Source organism: Nocardioides flavescens (assembly GCF_009823805.1).
Lineage (GTDB): Bacteria > Actinomycetota > Actinomycetes > Propionibacteriales > Nocardioidaceae > Nocardioides > Nocardioides flavescens.
Window position 1 is genome coordinate 145,254 of sequence record NZ_WUEK01000011.1, and the last position, 19,863, is coordinate 165,116.

Genomic DNA, 19,863 nt, shown 5'->3' on the forward strand with positions numbered 1-19,863 from the left:
CCTCCTCAAGCACCGGGGTGGCGCGACCTCCTCGACCAGCGGTGATGCGTCAGTCGACGCGCTCGCCCTGGGCGGCGATGAGCTGGCGGTACCACTCGTAGCTGCGCTTCGGCGTACGCCGCTGGGTCTCGAAGTCGGTGTGCACGAGGCCGAAGCGCTGGGTGTAGCCCTCGGCCCACTCGAAGTTGTCGAGCAGCGACCAGGTGTAGTAGCCGCGGACGTCGACGCCGCGCTCGATGGCCGAAGCCAGGGCGCGCAGGTGCGAGTCGAGGTAGTCGATGCGATCCTGGTCGTCGACGACACCGTGCTCGTCGGGACCGGTGTCGTAGGCGCAGCCGGACTCGGTGATCATCACCGGCGGCAGCGCGGCGCGGTAGCGCGCCCGGGTCATGACGAGCAGCTCGCGCAGCGCGTCGGGGACGACGGGCCAGCCGAAGTCGGTGAGCGGGTAGCCGAGGACCGGGACCAGCTCGAACGGCATCTCGGCGTCCTCGTCGGTGGCCGCGACGCGCATCGGGTTGTAGTAGTTGATGCCGTAGAAGTCGAGGGGCTGACGGATCGTCGTCATGTCGCCCTCCTGGACGACGTCCTCCAGCAGCGGGGCGATGTCGACGGGGTAGCGCCCGAGCAGCATCGGCTCGATGAACATGCCGTTCCACAGCGCGTCGAAGAGCTTGGTGGCACCCACGTCGGCCTCGTCGTCGCTGGCCGGCCACATCGGGGCGTGGTTGTTGGCGCAGCCGATGCTGGGGATCCGACCGCGCACGCTCTCGCGCAGCGCGATCGCGGCGCGACCGTGGGCGAGCAGCAGGTGGTGGGCGACGGGGATGCCGTCGAACATCATCGCCCGGCCCGGCGCGTGGTTGCCGATGCAGTAGCCGAACAGGGTGGCGACGTTGGGCTCGTTGACCGGCACCCAGTGCTCGACGCGGTCGCCGTAGCGGTCGCCGACGATCGCGGCGTACTCCGCGAAGCGGTCGATGGTCGCGCGGTTGAGCCAGCCGCCGTCGTCCTCGAGCGCCTGCGGGAGGTCCCAGTGGTAGAGCGTGACCATCGGGTTGATGCCATGCTCGAGCAGCTCGTCGATGAGCCGGTCGTAGAAGGCCAGCCCCTTGGGCGAGGGACGGCCCTGCCCGCTCGGCTGGATCCGGGTCCACGCGAGCGAGAAGCGGTAGGCGTCGACCCCCAGACCCGCCATGAGTGCGACGTCCTCGGAGTGTCGGTGGTAGTGGTCGCACGCCTGCGAGCCACTGGAGCCGTCGACGACGGCGCCCGGCTTGGCCGTGAAGGTGTCCCAGATGCTCGGCCCCTTGCCGTCGCTCGAGACGGCGCCCTCGATCTGGTAGGCCGCCGTGCTCGTTCCGAACCTGAAGCCGGCTGGGAACCGGGGCAGGGCGGATGGGTGTGTGTCCCCCACGGGCACAATCTGTCACGTGGCTGTGGAGATCCGCCGAGGTTCAGACCGATTCGCGGAGCGCGAGGTCGGACGGCGCACGCTGCACGCGTTCTCGTTCGGTGCGCGCTACGACGCCGACCACGTGCGGTTCGGTCCGATGGTGTGCCACGACGAGCACCTGCTCGGCCGCGGGCGCGGCTTCGAGCCGCACGAGCACGCCGGTCTGGTCATCGTGTCGCACGTCCTCAGCGGGGCGCTCGAGCACACCGGACCCGACGGCTCCGGCGGCTCCGTCGTGCTCGAGGCGGGCCAGACCGGTCTGTTCCGGACCGGCTCGTCGGTGACCCACGCCGAGGTGGCGGCGGCACCGCAGACGCGGTTCGTGCAGGTGTGGCTGGCGCCCGACGACCCGGCCGCCCTGCCCGGCGAGCCGTCGTACGACGTGGTCGCGACGCCGGTCGAGCCGCTGCCCGGCGCGCGGTTCGAGGTCGTGACGCTCGACGACGGCGACACCTTCCGCACCCCGGTCGCGCCGCGGGTGCACGTCTTCGTCGGCCGCGGCGCCCTGCTGCGCTCCTCGCTCGCCGAGCCGCTGCACGACGGCGACGCGTTCCTCTTCACCGACGAGCCCGCCCACGACCTGGTCGCGGGCGTCCCCACCACCCTGCTGGTGTGGACCTTCATCTGACGGCCGGCCTGAGCCTCAGGGCACCAGCACCCCGGGGTTGAGCACGCCGGTCGGGTCGAGGTCGGCCTTGACCGCGCGCAGCACCGAGACGCCCACGTCGCCGATCTCGTGGTGCAGCCACGGGCGGTGGTCGCTGCCGACCGCGTGGTGGTGGGTGATGGTCGCGCCGCTGGCCACGATGGCGTCGTTGGCGGCGGCCTTGGCGGCCCGCCAGCGCTCGAGCGGGGCGTCGCCCGCCGGCGCTGCGACGGTGAAGTAGAGCGAGCAGCCGGTCTCGTAGACGTGCGAGAGGTGGCACAGCACCAGCGCGCCCGGCAGCGCGGTCTCCAGTGCCGCCCTCACCGCGGCGTACGTCGCGCCGCGGCGCGACCAGAACGTCGCCGTCTCGAGGGTCTCGACCAGGACGCCGACGTCGAGCATCGCATCGCGGAGGTACGGCGCGTCGTACCGTCCCCGGCGCCACGCCTCGCCGGGCTCCTCGCCGGCGGGCTCGCCGCCGAGGGCGGTGAGCAGCGCGCCGACGGCGGTGCGGCGGGCGGCCACCGCCTCGGCGGTGCCCTCGAAGCCGGCGACCATGAGGCAGCCGGACGCGCTCTGCCCACCGATCTCGTCGGGGCGGGCGAGGCCGATCGCCGTCTCGGTCTCGTCGGACAGGCGCAGCACGGTGGGCAGCAGCCCGGCCTGGGCGAGGGTGCGCACCGCCTCGGCCCCGGCGTCGAACGACGGCCAGCGCCACCCCTCGTCGTGGACGACCTCGGGCAGCGGCCGCACCCGCACGGTGACCTCGGTGATGACGCCGAAGGCGCCCTCGGAGCCCAGGAAGAGCTGGCGCAGGTCGGGCCCGGCGGCGCTGGCCGGCGCTGCTCCGAGGCGTACGTCGCCGCGCGGGGTGGCGACCCGCAGCCCGACCACGAGGCTGTCGAAGCGGCCGTAGCCGGCACTGGCCTGGCCGCTCGAGCGGGTGGCGGCGAAGCCGCCGATCGTCGCGAACTCGAAGGACTGCGGGTGGTGGCCGAGCGTGAGGCCCTGAGCGGCCAGCAGCGCCTCGGCCTCGGGGCCGCGCAGGCCGGGCTCGAGCACCGCGGTCATCGAGGTGTGGTCGACGGCCAGCAGCCGGCGCAGGCGGGCGAGGTCGAGCGAGACGACGCCGGCGTACCCCTCCCGGCGCGCGACGAGTCCGCCGGTGACGCTGGTGCCGCCGCCGAACGGCACCACGGCCACGTGGTGCTCGACCGCCCAGGCCAGCACCGCGGCGACCTCGTCGTGGGAGCCGGGGCGCACCACCGCGTCGGGGGCGTCGGTCAGGTCGCCGCCACGGGCCCGGAGCAGGTCCGGGGTGGACTTGCCGCGGGTGCGCAGACGGCGGGTCTCGTCGTCGGTGAGCACGTGCGCAGCGCCGAGCCGTGCACGCAGCTCGTCGAGGAGGGTGACGTCGATGCCGGGAGCGGGCGGGGACGCGGGCGGGGCCGCCGGGGAGTCGACCAACCCGAAGGCGAGCTCGACCAGGCCCCGGGCGCCCTCGGGCAGGGCCTCGGCGCGCGCCGGGTCTCCCCAGCGCTGCGGGTGCATCTCGACCTTCCACGTTCCGTCGTTCACGCGTTACACTGTGACACATGACGTCACTTCGTCACAACGACCCGCAGGAGTCCCCGGCCGACGCCTACCTCGACGCCGCCCGCGCCTGCATCCTCGACGTGGGCTGGAAGCGGACGACCCTCACCGAGGTCGCCAAGCGGGCCGGGGTCTCCCGGATGACCATCTACCGCACCTGGGCCGACATGCCGACGCTGCTGAGCGACCTGATGACCCGCGAGTGGGGCCGGGTCGTGAGCACCCGGGTCGCTTCGCGCGAGGGCGCGGACGCCGTCGAGCAGGTGGTCGAGGGCGTGGTGGCCGCGGTGCGGTCCCTGCGCGAGGACGAGCTGTTCGTGCGCATCGTCGAGATCGACCCCGAGCTGGTCCTGCCCTACCTCTTCGCCCGTCGCGGCCGCTCGCAGGACCTGCTGCTCGACCTGCTGGTGCCGGCGCTCGAGGCCGGCCAGCGCACAGGTGAGGTCAGGCAGGCGCCACCGGTCGCCCTGGCCCGTGCCCTGCTGCTCGCCGTGCACGGGTTCGTGCTCTCCCTGCACACGATGGTCGACGAGCAGGTCGACGAGGCCGCCCTGCTGCACGAGCTCGCCCACGTCGTCCGAGCGGCGCTGCGGCCGTGAACCGCCCAGGCATCGCCCCGGGCCTCACCGACGCCCCTGCCGAGGTCGACCTGGTCGTCGTCGGGCTGGGCGTCACCGGCGCCGGCGTCGCCCTCGACGCCGCCAGCCGCGGGCTGAGCGTGCTGGCCGTCGACGCCCACGACCTGGCGTTCGGCACGTCGCGGTGGTCCTCCAAGCTCGTGCACGGCGGGCTGCGCTACCTCGCCTCCGGCCAGCTCGGCGTCGCCCACGAGAGTGCCGTCGAGCGCGGCGTCCTCATGGAGGTCACCGCGCCCCACCTCACGCACGCGCTCCCCACACTCGTGCCGCTGGCCGAGGGCGTCGGTCGGCTGCAGGCGGCGGTGGTCCACGGCGGGCTGCTCGGTGGCGACCTGCTGCGCCGCACCGCCCGCACCCACCCCGACGTGCTCCCCCGCCCCCGGCGCCTGCGCACCGTCGAGGCGCTGGCGCTCGCACCCTCGCTGCGCCTGGCCGGGCTGCGCGGCGCCCTGCTCGGCTGGGACGGTCAGCTCGAGGACGACGCCCGGCTGGTCACGACCATCGCGCGCACCGCGGCGTCGTACGGCGCTCAGGTCCGCACCCGTGCCCGGGTGCTGAGCGCGAGCGCCACGTCGGTGCGGCTGCGCGACGAGCTGACCGGCGCCCACCGCGAGGTGCGGTGCCGCGCCGTCGTCAACGCGACCGGCGTGTGGGCCGGCAGCGTGGTCGACGGGCTGAGGCTGCGCCCGAGCCGCGGCACCCACCTCGTGCTGCGCGAGGCCTCCGTGCCGGGGCTGCGGGCCGCGGTGTTCGCGCCCGTGCCCGGCTCGGTCGACCGGTTCGTCCTGGTGCTGCCGCAGCCCGACGGCACGGCGTACGTCGGGCTGACCGACGAGCCCGTCGAGGGGCCCGTGCCGGACGTGCCGGTGCCGACCGAGCGGGAGATGGAGTTCCTGCTCGGCGCGGTGTCCGCGTCGTTCGACCGACCGCTCGGCCGCGACGACGTCGTCGGGGCGTTCGCCGGGTTGCGACCGCTGGTGGACGGGGACGACGGCGACACCGGGAGCACGGCCGACCTGTCGCGGCGCCACGCCACCGTCGTCTCGCCCTCGGGTGTGGTGACGAGCGTGGGCGGCAAGCTCACGACGTACCGCCGGATGGCCGAGGACGCCGTCGACGCGGTGCTGGCGCGCACCCCCGCGCTGGCCGCCGGGGCCGACCCGTGCCGCACCCGCACCCTGCCGCTGCTGGGAGCCGCCGACCGGGTGACGCTCGCGGGCCTCGCGCAGCCCCCCAGGCTGGTGCGTCGCTTCGGCACCGACGCTGGGCTCGTGCTCGCCACCGCCCGCGAGCGCACCGGTCTCGGTCACGACGAGCTGCTCGAGCCCGGCCCCGCCGGCGTCACCCTCGCCGAGCTCGTCTTCGCGCTCACCCACGAGGGCGCGCACGACGTCGACGACCTCCTCGACCGGCGTACGCGCGTGGGGCTGGTGCCCGCCGACCGCGCGCTCGCCGAGCCACTCGCCGAGCGGGCGATGAGTCTGGTCCTCGACCGGAGTCGGTGGTCGACGGCACACTGACGAGGCGGAGGAGCGACCGGTGACGACCGTGCAGGAGCGAGTGGTGACGCAGGACCTCAGGCAGCAGGCGAGCGAGCTCGACGACTTCCCGGCGCTGACCGAGCGCTACCAGCGCGAGCTGCTCGCGCACTGCTACCGGATGAGCGGCTCGGTCCACGAGGCCGAGGACTTGGTGCAGGAGACCTTCCTGCGGGCGTGGAAGGCCTCCGCCGGCTTCCAGGGCCGCAGCTCGGTGCGCACCTGGCTCTACCGGATCGCCACCAACGTCTGCCTCACCAACCTCGAGGGCCGGCCCAAGCGGCCCCTGCCCGCCGGGCTCGGCACCCCCGACCAGCTGGCCGGCGACGCCCTCGAGGCCGACCACGAGGTCGCCTGGCTCGAACCGGTGCCCGACGCCGCCGTGACCGTCGCCGAGCGCGACTCGATCCGGCTGGCCTTCGTCGCGGCCCTGCAGCACCTGCCCGCGCGCCAGCGGGCCGTGCTGATCCTGCGCGACGTCCTGCGCTGGTCGGCCGCCGAGACGGCCGAGGCGATCGACACCACCGTGGCCGCGGTCAACTCCGCCCTCCAGCGCGCCCACGCCCAGCTCGCCGAGCGCGGTCTGACCGAGGACAGCGTGCGCCCCGAGCTCGACGAGCAGCAGCGCGACCTGCTCGACGCCTACGTCGCGGCGTTCTGGGCCAAGGACGTCGACGCGATCGTCGCGCTGCTCAAGGCCGAGGCCGTCTGGGAGATGCCACCGTTCCGCGGGTGGTACCGCGGCGACCGCACCATCGGCGAGCTGATCGACACCCAGTGCCCGGGCGGTCACCACGACATGCCGATGCTCGAGACCCGCGCCAACGGTCAGCCGGCGTTCGGGCTCTACATGCGCACCCCGGCGGGTGACTTCGAGCCGTTCCACCTGCAGGTGCTCGACGTCGAGGGCACCGGCACCGCCGCCCGGGTGCGCCACGTCGGGGCCTTCTTCTCCCCCGAGCTGTTCACGGCGTTCGGACTGCCGGACCGGCTGCCCGTCGGCTTCGAGCCCGGCGACCCCGTCCCCGGGTCGTGACGGCAGAGCTGCTGGACCGGTCCCTGGCCTGGACCCGAGTCGTCCTCGCCGAGGTGCGACCGGCGCAGCTCGCCCGCTCCACCCCCTGCCCGTCGTGGCGCCTCGGCGACCTGCTCGTGCACCTCGCCGACGGCCTCGACGCGTTCACCGAGGCGGCGGGCGGCCGGGTGGCGCTCACCCCCGCCCCTCGCCCGCTCGACCCGCTCGGTGCCGACCTGGCCGATGCCGTGCGCGAGCGCGCCTCGGCGCTGCTCGGCGCGTGGGCAGCGCAGCCGCCGCCCGGTGGGCGCGTCGGTGTCGGCGACGGCGTCCTGCCGGGGTCCTCCCTCGTCGTGATCGCCGCCCTGGAGCTGACCGTCCACGCCTGCGACGTCGCCCGGGCCATCGGACAGCCCACCGCGCCGCCCGAGCCGCTCGCGGCCGACCTGCTGGCCGTGGCGCAGGCGGTGATCGACCCCGCCGACCGGGGGGTGCGGTTCGCGGCGGTGCGTCCCGTCCCGCCCGGTGCGTCGTACGCCGACCGGCTGCTCGCGTGGACAGGTCGCGCGTGTCCCGAGATGACTGGTCCAGGGGGGTCTGTTCACCGCGAACCGCGGACAGGGCGCGCGCGGCGTTCCTAGGCTTCCGGCCATGTCAGGGATCTCGGCGCTGAGCGGTGCCGTCGCGCGCGTGCGTGCCGGCGACCTGAGCGTCGGCCTGGAGGAGCTGGACACGCTCCACGACGCCCACGGTCCCGACTCGGCCGACCCGCTGCCCGAGGAGTCGTGGGCCGAGCTGCTCTCGGCCCTGGTCGAGGTGCGCCTCGCCCGCGGGGACCTATCGACCGCCATGACCCTCGGCGAGGAGCTCGAGCCGCTCCTCGCCGGCTCCGGACCGGCCGCTGCGCACGCGCACCTGGCCACGGGCGAGCTGGCCTCGGCCCTCGGCGACCCGGAAGCGGCCGCAGGCCACTTCGCCGAGGCCGGCCGGCTCGTTCCGGACGCCGGACCCGACGTGCTGCCGTGGCGCGACGGGGCCGCTCTCGCGCACCTGCGCAACGGTGACGCCCGCGCCGCGGCCGAGCTGGCCCGGGAGAACGTCGAGCTCGCCCAGCGCTGCGGCTCGCCGTACGCCATGGCGAGCGCGCTGCGCACCCTCGCCGCCGTCGACACCGGCCCCGACCGGGTCCAGCACCTGCTGCGCGCCCGGGCGGTGCTCGCCTCGACCACGGCCGACCGGCTCTCCGCCCAGATCGACACCGACCTGGCCGGACTGCTGCTGCTCAGCGCCGAGCCCGACGAGGAGCGCGCCCTGACGCTGCTGCGCGGCGCCGAGGACCACGCCGGTCGCCAGGAGCTGTGGCCCCTGCAGGCCCGCGTGCGGCGCCTGCTCGACCGGCTCGGCGAGGCCCCGCGCCGGGTGCAGACCGAGGCGATGGCGGCGCTGACCGCCTCCGAGCAGCGCGTCGCCCGCCTCGCCGCCGACGGCCTCACCAACCGTCAGATCGCGGCCGAGCTCGTCGTGACCGTCAAGGCCGTCGAGTGGCACCTCTCCCACGTCTACCGCAAGCTCGGCATCTCCTCGCGCACCGCCCTCGGCTCGACCCTGGGCGTCTCGGCTTAGACGCTCACGGCCTCGGCGGGCTCGTCGCGCAGCGGGTGCGCGAGCTCGTCCTCGGGGAGCCGCGCCCACACGATGGCCACGACGGCGACGACGCCGGGCACGATCCCGGCGATGGCGAACGTCGCGCGCAGCCCGATCGCCTCGGAGACCGGGCCGGCGAGGGCCATCGACACCGGCATCAGGCTCACCGACACGAAGAAGTCGAGCGAGGAGACCCGTCCGAGCATGTGCGGCGGCACCCGGCGCTGCAGCAGCGTGCCCCAGATGACCATCGGTGCGGAGAACGTCGCCCCGAGCACGAACGCCGCCGCCACCAGCTGCCACACCGCCGAGGCGAACCCCATCGCGAGGAACGGCAGACAGCCCACGCCCCACGTCAGGTTCATCCAGGTCAGGTAGCGCCGCGGCATCGACAGCGACGCCATCGCGAACGACCCGACCGCGCCACCGATGCCGAACGCCGCCAGCACCCACGCGTGGTCGCCCGCGTCACCGCCGAGCCCGTCCTTGACCAGGAACGGCACCAGCACCTCGAGCGGGCCCATCATCACCAGCACGAGAAGGGAGGCGAACAGCAGCGTGGCGAGCAGCCACGGCGTGCGCAGCATGTAGCCGAACCCCTCGCGCACGTCGGCGTACGCCGAGGCGAAGGGCCCGCGCGGCTCGCCGTCCGTCTCTCCCCCGAGGTCGCGGCGCACGGGGGTCAGCGGCACCAGCGTCAGCGCCGCGATGCCGAGCAGCGAGGCGACCGCCGCGATGGCGACGGCGGCACCGGGTGACGCGACGCCGACGGCCACCCCGGCGACCCCGGGCCCGACCGCCTGGCCGACGGTCGGGCGCACCATGCCCTCGAAGCCGTTGACGGCCATCAGGTCCTGCTCGGGCACGAGGGCGGGCAGCCACGCGGAGTAGGCGGGGTAGTAGAACGCCATCCCGGCGCCGGTCACGAAGGACACGACGCCGAGCTGCCACAGCGCAGTGGTGCCGGTGAGCGAGAGGACGGCGACGGCCGTCATGCCGCAGAGCTCGACGGCCGCCACCGTGAGCAGGATCAGCTTCTGCGGGACCCGGTCGGCCACCACCCCACCGAGCAGCGCGGGCAGCAGCACCCCGACCGCGCTCGCCGTCGAGACCGCCGACAGCTGGGCCGGGCCGCCGTCGATGCGGATCACCTCCCACACGAGCCCGACGATCCACACCCCCGACGCGAACGTCGAGAGCGTGAGCGCCACCGCCAGCCGGCGGTAGGCCGCGTGCCTGAACGGCGTGAGCGCCTTGGGCAGGCGGCGCCCGGTCGGTGTCGAGGGGTCGGTCGGGTCCTGCGAGCTCATCGGTCCTCCAGGTGCCGAGTCTGCCCGTGAGGACCGACACCGTCACCCGGATTCATCGCCGCGCGCGGCAGCTCGCTCAGCGCAGCCAGTGCAAGGAGCGCCCGTGCCCGTGGGTGCGCGCGACGGGTCGTCCGTCGATCGCGAGGACGAACAGGTCGGGCGGGCCGGGCTCGCTGGGGGCGAGCCGCGGCAGGACCCGCACGCCCTCGTTGCTGACCCAGTGGCAGGCACCGGAGGCGACCAGGTCGGTCATCAGTGACCAGAACCGCTCGCGACCCGCGTCGTCGAGGTAGGCGATGACCGCGGTGTGGAACACCACGACCGGGCCGTGCTCGGCTGCCTCCTCGACCAGGCCCGGCAGGGCGTCGAGCAGGTCACCACGCACGATCCGGGGCGGAACCGTGCGGGCCACGGCGACGGCCTGACGCAGCCGCTCCCGGCGCTCGTCCTGCTCGGGCCAGACGAGGTTCTCCAGCCACGCCGTCGCATCGGGGTCGGTGACGTCGAGGGGGTCGAGGTCGATGCCGCCGCGCCACGCCACCTGCGGCTGGGATCCCGGGAGAGGCGCCGGCCCGGTGACCGCGCACGGCAGCCGCGGCTCGGAGCCGAGCTCGACCATCCCGTCGGACGTCGTCCAGGCACAGCCCCACCGATCGGGGAACAGGTTGAGCCCGGCCGACGCACCCACCTCGATCAGGGCCATCGGACGGGCGCCAGCGACCCGCGCGAACGCCGGCACGAGGGTCGCGAGCCGTCCTACCTCGTTGGTCTGCGTGGACCGCGCCAGCACGGTCTCGCGGATCGACCCGTCGTCGTCGAGCAGCGCCCGGCGCAGGGCGGCGTACGGCCCGGGGGCGGGCACGCCGTGCCAGCGGGCCGCGGCGAAGACCAGGTTGGGCTGCTTCTTCAGCCCGGGCAGCGTGGCGATCCAGGCGACGACCTCGGGGTCGGCGGCGACCCCGAGCGACCACTCCTCGAAGCACGGAGACTCGCCGTGGCAGTGGCGGGCGAAGGCGGTGTACTGCTCCACCACGTCGGCGTACGGGTCCACCGGCGCAGCGTCCCACGATCTCGGTAGGCTGCGCCCGAGCCCGGCGACGGAAGGACCACCATGACGACCTTCGTCGTGATCGGGGTGCTCGGACTGGCGCTGCTGCTGGTCTCGCTCGTCCTCGGCGACCTGCTCGACAGCGTCTTCGACGCCCTCACCGGCGACATCTTCTCGAGCGCGGTCATCGGTGGCTTCCTGGCGGCGTTCGGCTTCGGAGCGGCACTGGTCGAGGGCCTCACCGACAGCACGCTGGTGGCGGGGCTCGTCGGCATCGGCGCGGGTGTGCTCGCGGGCGCGTTCACCGTCGCGCTCACCCGGCTCGTGCGCGACGGGGGCAGCGACGCCACCCCGACCGCCGACGACGCGCTCGGTCGCGCCGGCCGCGTCGTCACGGCGGTCCCGAGCGACGGTCTCGGCACGGTGCGGCTCGCCATCGGCGGCCACACCGTGCAGCTCAACGCGCGGGCCGACCAGGCGATCGAGCCCGGCACCGAGGTGCACGTGACCGAGATCCTCTCGCCCACCGCGGTTCGGGTCGCGCCGGTGTGGAACGCACTGCCCGACCTCGACGTCCCAGACCAGCCCTAGCCCGACCGGAAAGGTCCCCCCATGCTCGACTCCCTCATCCCGATCGCCGGCCTCGTCGTCGCCCTGGTGCTCCTCGTCCTGCTCGTCACGAGCCGCTACAAGGTCGCCGGGCCCAACCAGGCGTTCATCGTCACCGGCCGCAAGGGCAAGGCCGTGCTCAACCCGGAGACGGGCCAGCTCAGCACCGACCTGTCGGGTCAGAAGGTCGTGCTCGGCGGCGGGGTGTTCGTGATCCCGTTCGTGCAGAAGCTCGCGACGATGGACCTCTCCAGCCGCCGCATCTCGGTGCAGATCCGCGGCGCGGTCTCCGGCCAGGGCATCAAGCTCAACGTCGAGGGCGTCGCGATCGTCAAGGTCGGCGGCAACGCCGACCAGATCCGGCTGGCCGCGCAGCGCTTCCTGTCGCAGCAGGAGGACGTCGAGCCGTTCACCCAGGAGGTGCTCGCCGGCGCGCTGCGCTCCATCGTCGGCGGCCTGACCGTCGAGCAGATCATCCGCGACCGGGCGGCGTTCGCCCAGCGCGTCGCGGACGAGTCGGAGAACTCCCTGACCGGTCAGGGCCTCATCCTCGACACCTTCCAGATCCAGGACGTCACCGACGACGGCAGCTACCTCGCCGACCTCGGTCGCCCCGAGGCCGCTCGGGTCAACCAGCAGGCGCGCATCGCCGAGGCCAACGCCCGCCAGGCCGCCGAGCAGGCCACGATCATCGCCGAGCAGGAGATCGCGGTGGCCCAGCGCACGCTGGCGCTGAAGCAGGCCGAGATCAAGGCCGAGACCGACGCGGCGACCGCCCAGGCGGCGGCCGCCGGCCCGCTCGCCCAGGCCGACCGCGACCAGGCGATCCTCACCGAGCAGGAGAAGGTCGCCGTGCGCCAGGCGGCGCTCACCGAGCGCAAGCTCGAGACCGAGGTGCGCAAGCCCGCCGACGCCGAGCGCTACCGCGTCGAGACCGCTGCGGCGGCCGCGCGTACGGCGGAGATCGCCGCCGCCGACGCCCGCAAGGCCGCCACGATCGCCGCCGCCGAGGCCTCTGCCGAGCAGGCGCGGCTGTCCGGTGAGGCCGAGAAGGCCAAGCGCTCCGCCCTGGCCGAGGCCGAGGCGATCGAGGGCGCCAAGCGCGGTGAGGCGGAGCGCGCGCGGCGTACGGCGGAGGCCGAGGCGACCCGCGCCGAGGGTGAGGCCACCGCGGCGGCGACCCTGGCCGTCGGCCAGGCGGAGGCCGAGGCGATGGACAAGCGCGCCGAGGCGTTCGCCCACTACAACGACGCCGCCGTGCTCCAGATGCTCATCGAGGTGCTGCCGCAGATCGCCAAGGAGGTCGCGGCCCCCATCGGCGCCATCGACAACCTCACGGTGCTCTCCACCGACGGCGCCGGGGCCCTGCCCCGCCAGGTCAACGACAACGTCGCCCAGACGCTCCAGATGCTCAAGGCCTCGACCGGCATCGACATCGAGTCGATGCTGAAGAGCGCCACCGCCCGCGCCACGGTCGGTGCCGACGGCGCGGACGGTGCAGCGACTCAGCCTCAGTCGGTGACGGCCAAGGCGACGTAGGTCGTGTCGAGGTACTCCTCGATGCCCTCGAAGCCGCCCTCGCGGCCGTAGCCGCTCGCCTTCACCCCACCGAACGGCGCGGCGACGTTGGACACCAGCCCGGTGTTGACGCCGACCATGCCGAAGGCGAGCGACTCGGCCAGGCGGATGGTGCGGGCCAGGTCGCGGGTGAAGACGTAGGACGAGAGGCCGTACTCGGTGTCGTTGGCCTGGGCGACCGCCTCCGCCTCGGTCTCGAACGTCGTGATCGGGGCGACCGGGCCGAAGATCTCCTGACGGTTGATCGCCGCGTCCTGCGGCACGCCGGTGAGCACGGTCGGCTGGTAGAAGTAGCCCGGACCCTCACCGGCGGAGCCGCCGACGACGACGGTGGCCCCACCCGCGACCGCCTCGTCGACCAGCTTGGTCACGGAGTCGACCGCCTTGTCGTCGATGAGCGGGCCGACGTCGGTGCCCTCGGTCTGGCCGCGGCCCACCGTGAGCGCCCCCATCCGCTCGCCGAGGCGGCGGCCGAACTCCTCGGCGACCGAGCTCTGCACGAGGAAGCGGTTGGCCGCGGTGCAGGCCTCGCCCATGTTGCGCATCTTGGCGAGCATCGCGCCCTCGACCGCCGCGTCGAGGTCGGCGTCCTCGAAGACGAGGAACGGCGCGTTGCCACCGAGCTCCATGCTCATCCGCTGCAGCTGGTCGGCGGCCTGCTTGACCAGGTGCTTGCCGACCGCGGTCGAGCCGGTGAAGCTCACCTTGCGCAGTCGCGGGTCGCTCATCAGGGTCTCGCTCATCGTCGGAGCGTCCTTCGTCGTGACGATGTTGAGCACGCCGTCGGGCAGCCCGGCCTCGGCGAGGATGCCCGCCAGCGCGAGCATGGTCAGCGGGGTCTGGTCGGCGGGCTTGACCACCATCGTGCAGCCCGCGGCGACCGCGGGACCGATCTTGCGGGTGCCCATCGCGAGCGGGAAGTTCCACGGCGTCACGAACAGACACGGCCCGACCGGCTTCTTGATCGTCAGCAGCCGGCTGCCGCCCGCGGGGGCGTTCATCCAGCGGCCGTGGATGCGCACGGCCTCCTCGGAGAACCAGCGGAAGAACTCGTTGCCGTATGCCACCTCGCCGGCGGCCTCCTTGACGGGCTTGCCCATCTCGAGGCTCATCAGCTCGGCGAGGTCGTCGGTGCGCGAGCGGATCAGCTCGAACGCCGAGCGCAGGATCTCGCCGCGCTCGCGCGGCGCGGTGCGGGCCCAGTCGTCCTGTGCGGCCACGGCGGCGTCGAGGGCGCGGCGGGCGTCCGCCGCCGTGCCGTCGGCGACCGTCGCCAGCACCGAGGCGTCGGCCGGGTCGAGCACGTCGAACGTCGCGCCGTTCTCGGCGTCGGTCCAGGACCCGCCGATGAACAGGCGTCGGCGGTGGTCGGGCAGCAGGTCGAGTCCACTCATGCCTCCATCCTGCACCCGCCGCCACACCCGTCTCCGTCGTGACAGCCCAGACCCCGATGTGGTGTGCTGGTCGTGTCGACTTCGGAGGGAGCACTGCGAAATCGGCACCGACCCCTCGCCGACCCCATGCGGCGGGGGGTCTTCACCCTCCTTGCGCTGCGCGCAGGAACGCCTCCACGATCGGCCCCGCGGTCTGCGAGCCGGAAGCCCCGATGTCGACGTAGACGCAGACGGCCAGGTCGCCCTGCGCGGCGATCATCCACGCGTGGGTCTGCAGGTCCGCGCCCGTGCCGAACTCCGCGGTGCCCGTCTTGGCGATCACCGGCGGGCCCGGCACGTCGGCGAGCCCGCGGCCGCTGCCGTCGGTGACGACCGAGCGCAGCATCTGACGCAGCGCCCCCGCCTCCGCCTCGGTGAGCGGCGCCGCGCCGTCGGGCGGGGTCGAGGTCACGCCGGACACGAGGTTCGGGATGACGAGCGAGCCCTGCTGGATCGAGGCGATGACGGTGGCCATCACCATGGGCGAGGCGAGGATCGTGCCCTGCCCGATCAGCTGCGCCGCCGCTCCGGTCTGGCTGGCGGTGTCGGGGTCGGTCTTCCCGAAGTACGCCGGGAAGCCGAGGTCGTGGTCGAGCCCGATGCCGAGCGAGACGCCGGCGTCGAACAGCGCGGTGCCCTGCAGCGTCGCGGCCTGCGAGATGAAGGCGGTGTTGCAGGAGTTGGCCACGGCCCGCTGCAGCGAGATGTCGCCGATCGCGCTCGAGGGGTAGTCGCTGTAGTTGGTGAACCGCTTGCCGTCGACGGTGATCTCGCGCGTGCACGGCACCGTCGAGTCGGGGGTGAGTCCGGCGCGCAGCAGCGCGAGGCTGGTGACGGCCTTGAACGTCGAGCCGGGGGCCGCCTGGCCGAACGTCGCGAGGTTGGTGCCGCCCGTGCCGGGCCCGTTGGCCGCCGCGAGCAGCTCGCCGGTGCTCGGGCGGATCGCCACCAGCGCGGAGGCCGGGCCGACGTCCGCGAGCAGCTGCTCGGCGGTCGTCTCCAGACCCACGTCGAGGGAGAGCTGCAGCGGCGTGCCGGGGGTCGCCTCGGTGCGGAACAGCACGCGCTGGGTGCCGGCCCCGGCGCCGTCGGTCTTCACCGCCACGACCTCGACCCCGGGCGTGCCGCGCAGCTGGTCGTCGTAGCGCTCCTGCAGCCCGGACAGCCCCGCGGTGTCGCCGGGGTGGTACTCCGGCTTCTCCGCGATGATCTCGGCCGTCACCTCGCCGACGCGGCCGAGCAGCGGTGCGGCGAAGTCGCGGGTGGGCGCCAGCGGCACCGAGCCCGCGATGGCCCGGGCCCCAGCGATCGCCGGCAGCCCGGCCGTGACCTCGGCGGGCGTCTCCCCGTCGCGGAACACGATCGCCTCGACGTACGCCGAGGCACCGGCGGCACCCACCGCCTGCACGTAGGGCTTGACGTCGATGCCGACCAGGCGGGCCAGGGCCCGCGCGGAGGCCTGCGGGTCGGCGCCCGCGAGCTGGGTCTTGTCGATGCCGATGCGCGAGACCACCCGCTCGGTGACGATCGGCTCGCCGCCGGCGCCCAGGACGTCGCCGCGGTCGGCCAGCACGGAGGAGACGTCGAGCGCCTCACCCTCCACCAGCGACGGCTCGACGACGGCCGGCGTCCAGGCCACCTGCCACCCGTCGTCGGCGTACTGCAGCTGCGCCGTCGACTCGTAGTCCCAGGTCGCCGAGGTGAGGTCCCAGCTCCAGCGCAGGGTCGCGGTCGCGGTCGACCCGGTGCGCTCCACGTCGCCCACCTCGACCTGGACGGGCGTGTCGGCCAGCTGGTCGGTGACCGCGTCGTACGACGCCTGTGCGGTCGTCGCGGTGTCGGGGGTCAGCGCGACCTTCGACAGGTCGCGGGCGTTGAGCCCCGAGGCGAGCGCCGTCGCGGTGTCCTCGGGCTGCGGCTGCTGCGTCTGCGCCTCCGGCTCGTCGTCACCCGTGCAGCCGCTCGCGACGAGCGCGAGCAGCAGAGCGGAGGCCAGCACCCGAGACTTCATGGCCCTCAGGGTAGGCGGGGTGCTGCCGGTGGTTGAGGAGGTTGCGCCGCACGGTGGTTGAGGAGGCGCGCCAGCGCCGTCTCGAAAGCACGTGCCTGTAGAAAGTGGTTTCGAGACAGGACTTCGTCCTTCCTCAACCAGCGTGTGGCCAGGTCCAGCGGCCTTCCTTGCTCAGCCATCGTCAGGGCCGGGCAGCCCCACCCGACTGCCGTCGATCAGGTCGGAGACCGCCTCCTTGAACCGCGGGCAGGTCGCGATGTCGTGGGCGCGGCAGCGCAGGGCGTGCTCGGTCATCGCCCGCGAGATCGCCATCTCGCTCATCTGCCGGTCGAGGTCGGCGAGGTGGGCCTCGAGGACGCGGTGGCGGTCCGGGGCCTCGGAGTCGAGCAGGACCGCGACCTGCTCGAGGCTCATCCCGGCCGCCTTGCTGCGGATCACGACGGCGATCCGGTAGACGTCGGCGGTGCCGTAGCGGCGGCGTCCGGCGCCGTCGCGAGCCGGGCGGAGCAGCCCGACGTCCTCCCAGTGACGCAGCACGTGGGTCTCCATCGCGAACCGTTCGGCGACCTCCCCGATCGAGAGGTCCAGCTCACCCGCAGCCGCGCTTGACTTCATGTCGACATGAAGTCAGATGCTCGTCGCACAGGCAAGTCCGAGAGCGACGAGGAGCAGAAGTGACGACACAGCACACGAGTGAGCAGGGCTACGACGTGGTCGTGCTGGGCGGCGGCCCGGCGGGGCTGCAGGCCGCCCTCACGCTGGGCCGGATGCACCGCCCGACCCTGGTGCTGGACGCCGGCACCTACCGCAACGACCCGGCCGACGCGATGCACAACGTCGTCGGCTTCGACGGCGCGACCCCGGCGGAGTTCCGTGCGGCCGCCCATCGCGACCTGGCGGCGTACGACGACGTGACGGTCCACCGCACCGCCGCGACGAGCGTGAAGGGCGACCTCGAGGAGGGGTTCCGCGTCGACCTCGCCGATGGCACCACCGCCTGGGCCCGGCGCGTGCTGCTGGCGACCGGGGTGCGCGACACCCTGCCGGAGATCGAGGGGCTCGACGCGCTCTGGGGCAGCGTTGCGGCGCACTGCCCGTTCTGCCACGGCCACGAGTACGCCGGCACGCACGTCGGGCTCGTCGGCCCGCACGCACCGATGCTCTCGCTCATGGTCGACCGGATCGCGGCGCAGCGCACCGTGCTGACCAACGGCGCCGAGGTGCCGGACGGGACCGCCGAGCTCGCCGAGCGCACCGGGCTGGGCGTGCGCACCGAGCCGATCACCCGCCTGGAGCGCACCGCCACCGGGGCGCGGGCGCACTTCGCGTCCGGCCCGCCGGAGGAGCTGGGCGGGATCCTCGTCGGCACGACCTTCGCCCAGACGGCGCCGTTCGCCGAGCAGCTCGGGCTCACGCTGCTCGAGTCGGGGTGCGTCGAGGTCGACGCGTTCGGCCACACCTCGCTGCCCGGCGTCTCGGCGGCCGGCGACATGGCCCACACGCGCGAGCTCCCGATGCCCGCGGCCGCGGTGCTCGCGGCCGCGTCGTCCGGCCTGATGGCCGCGACCGCGCTGGTGCGCGAGCTGGCCTTCGAGGACGGCGGGCTGTGAGGGGGGCCGGTCAGGCCTTCTTGTGGCGCGGCTTGCGCTGAGCCCCGGGGCGCGAGGACGGCGGGCCCTCGTCGCGCTTGAGGTTGATCAGCTTGCCGCTGATGCGCGTCGCGCGCAGCGCGTCCCAGGTCGCCTCGCCGAGGTCGGCGGGCAGCTCGACCAGCGAGTGGTCGGGCCGGATCTGGATCGAGCCGAAGTCCTGACGGCGCAGGCCGCCCTCGTTGGCGATGGCACCGACGATCTGGCGGGGCTCGACGCGGTGCCGCTTGCCGACGTCGATGCGGTACGTCGCGAGCGGGTTGCCCTCGCGGTCCACGCGGGGGCCGCGGTGCTCCGAGCGCTCCGGGCGGTCCCGCTCGGGACGCTCGGGGCGCTCGCGCCGCGGCGGACGCTCCGGCTCGGGGTCGAGCAGCAGCGGCTCGTCGCCCTGCACGACGATCGCGAGCGCGGCGGCGACGTCGACCTCGGGCACGTCGTGGTGGCGCACGTAGTGGGCGACGACGTCGCGGAAGAAGTCGACGCGCTCGGTCTGGCCCAGCGCCGCGGTGATGGCGTCGTCGAAGCGGGTGAGCCGGGTGCTGTTGACGTCGTCGACGCTCGGCAGGCTCATCTGCTCGAGTGCGGTGCCGTTGGCCTTCTCGAGGTGACGCAGCAGGTAGCGCTCGCGCGGGGTGACGAACGAGATCGCGTCGCCGCTGCGCCCGGCGCGGCCGGTGCGCCCGATGCGGTGGACGTAGGACTCGGTGTCGGTCGGGATGTCGTAGTTGACGACGTGGCTGATCCGCTCGACGTCGAGGCCGCGGGCCGCGACGTCGGTGGCGACGAGCACGTCGAGCTCGGCGTTCTTGAGCGCGGTGACGGTGCGCTCGCGCTGCTGCTGGGCGATGTCGCCGTTGATGGCCTGGGCGGAGAAGCCGCGGGCCCGGAGCTTCTCGGCGAGCGTCTCGGTCTCGTGCTTGGTGCGGACGAAGACGATCATCCCGTCGAAGTTCTCGACCTCGAGGATGCGCGTCAGGGCGTCGACCTTCTGCGGGTACGACACGAGCAGGTAGCGCTGGCGGATGTTGGACGCCGTCGCGGTCTTGCTCTCGACCTTGATCTCGACCGGGTCGGTCAGGTACTTCTGCGACAGGCTGCGGATCTGGCGTGGCATGGTCGCCGAGAACAGCGCGACCTGCTTGTCCTCGGGGGTGTCGGCGAGGATCGTCTCGACGTCCTCGGCGAAGCCCATGTTGAGCATCTCGTCGGCCTCGTCGAGCACGAGGTGGCGCAGCTTCGACAGGTCGAGGGTGCCCTTGTCGAGGTGGTCCATGATGCGGCCGGGGGTTCCGACGACGACGTGGACGCCGCGGCGCAGCGCGGACAGCTGCACGCCGTAGCCCTGACCTCCGTAGATCGGCAGCACCTTGAGCCCGGGCGTGCCGACGGCGTACTTCTCGAACGCCTCGGCGACCTGCACCGCGAGCTCGCGCGTCGGTGCGAGCACCAGCGCCTGCGGCTCCTTCTGGCTCAGGTCGAGCCGGGACAGGATCGGCAGCGCGAACGCCGCGGTCTTGCCGGTGCCGGTCTGCGCGAGGCCCACGAGGTCGCGGCCCTCGAGCAGCGGCGGGATCGTGGCGGCCTGGATGGGCGAGGGCGTTTCGTAGCCGACACCGGCGACGGCGTCGAGGACGGCGTCGGTGAGCCCGAGTTCGGCGAAGCTGTGCATGGTACGACGGTAGTGCGTCGCGCCGG

The 19,863-nt window shown here is 73.8% G+C and carries 17 protein-coding genes; 9 read left to right on the forward strand and 8 right to left on the reverse strand.

Translation table 11 applies throughout. The features are described 5' to 3' along the window. Nucleotides 1–49: 49 nt before the first annotated feature. Nucleotides 50–1,417: a GH1 family beta-glucosidase gene (locus tag GRQ65_RS17125; RefSeq protein WP_337191817.1), complete on the reverse strand. Its 1,368-nt coding sequence runs from the start codon at nucleotides 1,415–1,417 to the stop codon at nucleotides 50–52. A 16-nt stretch (nucleotides 1,418–1,433) separates the two neighbouring features. Between GRQ65_RS17125 and GRQ65_RS17130 the strand changes: the two genes are divergently transcribed. Beyond that, on the forward strand, nucleotides 1,434–2,084 hold the full coding sequence (locus GRQ65_RS17130; protein ID WP_160879212.1) for a pirin family protein: 651 nt from the start codon (nucleotides 1,434–1,436) through the stop codon (nucleotides 2,082–2,084). Nucleotides 2,085–2,099: 15 nt separating this feature from the next. Here the strand turns inward: GRQ65_RS17130 and GRQ65_RS17135 are convergent, their stop codons facing one another. Then, nucleotides 2,100–3,680: an FAD-binding oxidoreductase gene (locus GRQ65_RS17135; RefSeq protein WP_337191818.1), complete on the reverse strand. Its 1,581-nt coding sequence runs from the start codon at nucleotides 3,678–3,680 to the stop codon at nucleotides 2,100–2,102. Between the two features lie 17 nt (nucleotides 3,681–3,697). Between GRQ65_RS17135 and GRQ65_RS17140 the strand changes: the two genes are divergently transcribed. The 5 genes from GRQ65_RS17140 to GRQ65_RS17160 are packed head-to-tail and all read left to right on the forward strand — an operon-like array spanning nucleotide 3,698 to nucleotide 8,509. Continuing rightward, complete coding sequence (locus GRQ65_RS17140; RefSeq protein WP_160879213.1) at nucleotides 3,698–4,294, forward strand: TetR/AcrR family transcriptional regulator; 597 nt, start codon at nucleotides 3,698–3,700, stop codon at nucleotides 4,292–4,294. After that, nucleotides 4,291–5,853 (forward strand): FAD-dependent oxidoreductase, encoded by a 1,563-nt coding sequence (locus GRQ65_RS17145; protein WP_160879214.1) that lies wholly within the window; start codon nucleotides 4,291–4,293, stop codon nucleotides 5,851–5,853. Before GRQ65_RS17140 ends, GRQ65_RS17145 begins: the two co-directional genes overlap by 4 nt. A 19-nt stretch (nucleotides 5,854–5,872) precedes the next feature. Further along, a complete protein-coding gene (locus GRQ65_RS17150; RefSeq protein ID WP_337191819.1) occupies nucleotides 5,873–6,907 on the forward strand; it encodes a sigma-70 family RNA polymerase sigma factor in 1,035 nt (344 codons plus the stop codon). Further along, nucleotides 6,904–7,527, forward strand: coding sequence for a TIGR03086 family metal-binding protein (locus GRQ65_RS17155; protein ID WP_160879215.1), 624 nt, complete (start codon nucleotides 6,904–6,906; stop codon nucleotides 7,525–7,527). Before GRQ65_RS17150 ends, GRQ65_RS17155 begins: the two co-directional genes overlap by 4 nt. A gap of 10 nt (nucleotides 7,528–7,537) precedes the next feature. Then, nucleotides 7,538–8,509 (forward strand): LuxR C-terminal-related transcriptional regulator, encoded by a 972-nt coding sequence (locus tag GRQ65_RS17160; protein ID WP_160879216.1) that lies wholly within the window; start codon nucleotides 7,538–7,540, stop codon nucleotides 8,507–8,509. Here GRQ65_RS17160 and GRQ65_RS17165 read toward each other — a convergent pair. After that, the gene (locus tag GRQ65_RS17165; RefSeq protein WP_160879217.1) at nucleotides 8,506–9,840 is read right to left on the reverse strand and encodes an MFS transporter; all 1,335 of its coding nucleotides are present in this window, start codon (nucleotides 9,838–9,840) and stop codon (nucleotides 8,506–8,508) included. The genes GRQ65_RS17160 and GRQ65_RS17165 overlap by 4 nt on opposite strands. A gap of 76 nt (nucleotides 9,841–9,916) precedes the next feature. Then, nucleotides 9,917–10,891: a DUF2332 family protein gene (locus GRQ65_RS17170; protein ID WP_160879218.1), complete on the reverse strand. Its 975-nt coding sequence runs from the start codon at nucleotides 10,889–10,891 to the stop codon at nucleotides 9,917–9,919. Between the two features lie 60 nt (nucleotides 10,892–10,951). Between GRQ65_RS17170 and GRQ65_RS17175 the strand changes: the two genes are divergently transcribed. After that, nucleotides 10,952–11,479: an NfeD family protein gene (locus tag GRQ65_RS17175; protein WP_160879219.1), complete on the forward strand. Its 528-nt coding sequence runs from the start codon at nucleotides 10,952–10,954 to the stop codon at nucleotides 11,477–11,479. A gap of 21 nt (nucleotides 11,480–11,500) precedes the next feature. Next, the gene (locus tag GRQ65_RS17180; protein WP_160879220.1) at nucleotides 11,501–13,036 is read left to right on the forward strand and encodes a flotillin family protein; all 1,536 of its coding nucleotides are present in this window, start codon (nucleotides 11,501–11,503) and stop codon (nucleotides 13,034–13,036) included. Here the strand turns inward: GRQ65_RS17180 and GRQ65_RS17185 are convergent. From GRQ65_RS17185 to GRQ65_RS17195, 3 genes are all read right to left on the reverse strand, one after another. After that, a complete protein-coding gene (locus GRQ65_RS17185) occupies nucleotides 13,009–14,469 on the reverse strand; it encodes an NAD-dependent succinate-semialdehyde dehydrogenase (protein WP_160879221.1) in 1,461 nt (486 codons plus the stop codon). The two genes, GRQ65_RS17180 and GRQ65_RS17185, sit on opposite strands and share 28 nt — an antisense overlap. 142 nt (nucleotides 14,470–14,611) lie before the next feature. Continuing rightward, nucleotides 14,612–16,519, reverse strand: a complete 1,908-nt coding sequence (locus tag GRQ65_RS17190; protein WP_160879222.1) for a penicillin-binding transpeptidase domain-containing protein — start codon at nucleotides 16,517–16,519, stop codon at nucleotides 14,612–14,614. A gap of 171 nt (nucleotides 16,520–16,690) precedes the next feature. Continuing rightward, nucleotides 16,691–17,134 carry a MerR family transcriptional regulator gene (locus GRQ65_RS17195; protein ID WP_160879223.1) on the reverse strand — a complete coding sequence of 148 codons (444 nt, stop codon included), beginning with the start codon at nucleotides 17,132–17,134 and terminating at the stop codon, nucleotides 16,691–16,693. Between the two features lie 59 nt (nucleotides 17,135–17,193). On the opposite strand from GRQ65_RS17195, the gene GRQ65_RS17200 reads away from it, so the two are divergent. Beyond that, entirely contained in the window at nucleotides 17,194–18,129 is a 936-nt protein-coding gene (locus GRQ65_RS17200; protein WP_160879224.1) for an FAD-dependent oxidoreductase, read from the forward strand. 10 nt (nucleotides 18,130–18,139) lie between these two features. Here GRQ65_RS17200 and GRQ65_RS17205 read toward each other — a convergent pair whose 3' ends face one another. After that, entirely contained in the window at nucleotides 18,140–19,837 is a 1,698-nt protein-coding gene (locus GRQ65_RS17205; protein ID WP_160879225.1) for a DEAD/DEAH box helicase, read from the reverse strand. Between the last annotated feature and the right edge of the window lie 26 nt (nucleotides 19,838–19,863).

Bases quoted from the DNA above. Each gene is read 5' to 3' on its own strand.
- GRQ65_RS17140 (WP_160879213.1), top strand. From the start codon at position 3,698: ATGACGTCACTTCGTCACAACGACCCGCAGGAGTCCCCGGCCGACGCC.
- GRQ65_RS17160 (WP_160879216.1), top strand. From the start codon at position 7,538: ATGTCAGGGATCTCGGCGCTGAGCGGTGCCGTCGCGCGCGTGCGTGCC.
- GRQ65_RS17165 (WP_160879217.1), bottom strand. From the start codon at position 9,840: ATGAGCTCGCAGGACCCGACCGACCCCTCGACACCGACCGGGCGCCGC.
- GRQ65_RS17175 (WP_160879219.1), top strand. From the start codon at position 10,952: ATGACGACCTTCGTCGTGATCGGGGTGCTCGGACTGGCGCTGCTGCTG.
- GRQ65_RS17180 (WP_160879220.1), top strand. From the start codon at position 11,501: ATGCTCGACTCCCTCATCCCGATCGCCGGCCTCGTCGTCGCCCTGGTG.
- GRQ65_RS17185 (WP_160879221.1), bottom strand. From the start codon at position 14,469: ATGAGTGGACTCGACCTGCTGCCCGACCACCGCCGACGCCTGTTCATC.
- GRQ65_RS17190 (WP_160879222.1), bottom strand. From the start codon at position 16,519: ATGAAGTCTCGGGTGCTGGCCTCCGCTCTGCTGCTCGCGCTCGTCGCG.
- GRQ65_RS17195 (WP_160879223.1), bottom strand. From the start codon at position 17,134: ATGAAGTCAAGCGCGGCTGCGGGTGAGCTGGACCTCTCGATCGGGGAG.
- GRQ65_RS17205 (WP_160879225.1), bottom strand. From the start codon at position 19,837: ATGCACAGCTTCGCCGAACTCGGGCTCACCGACGCCGTCCTCGACGCC.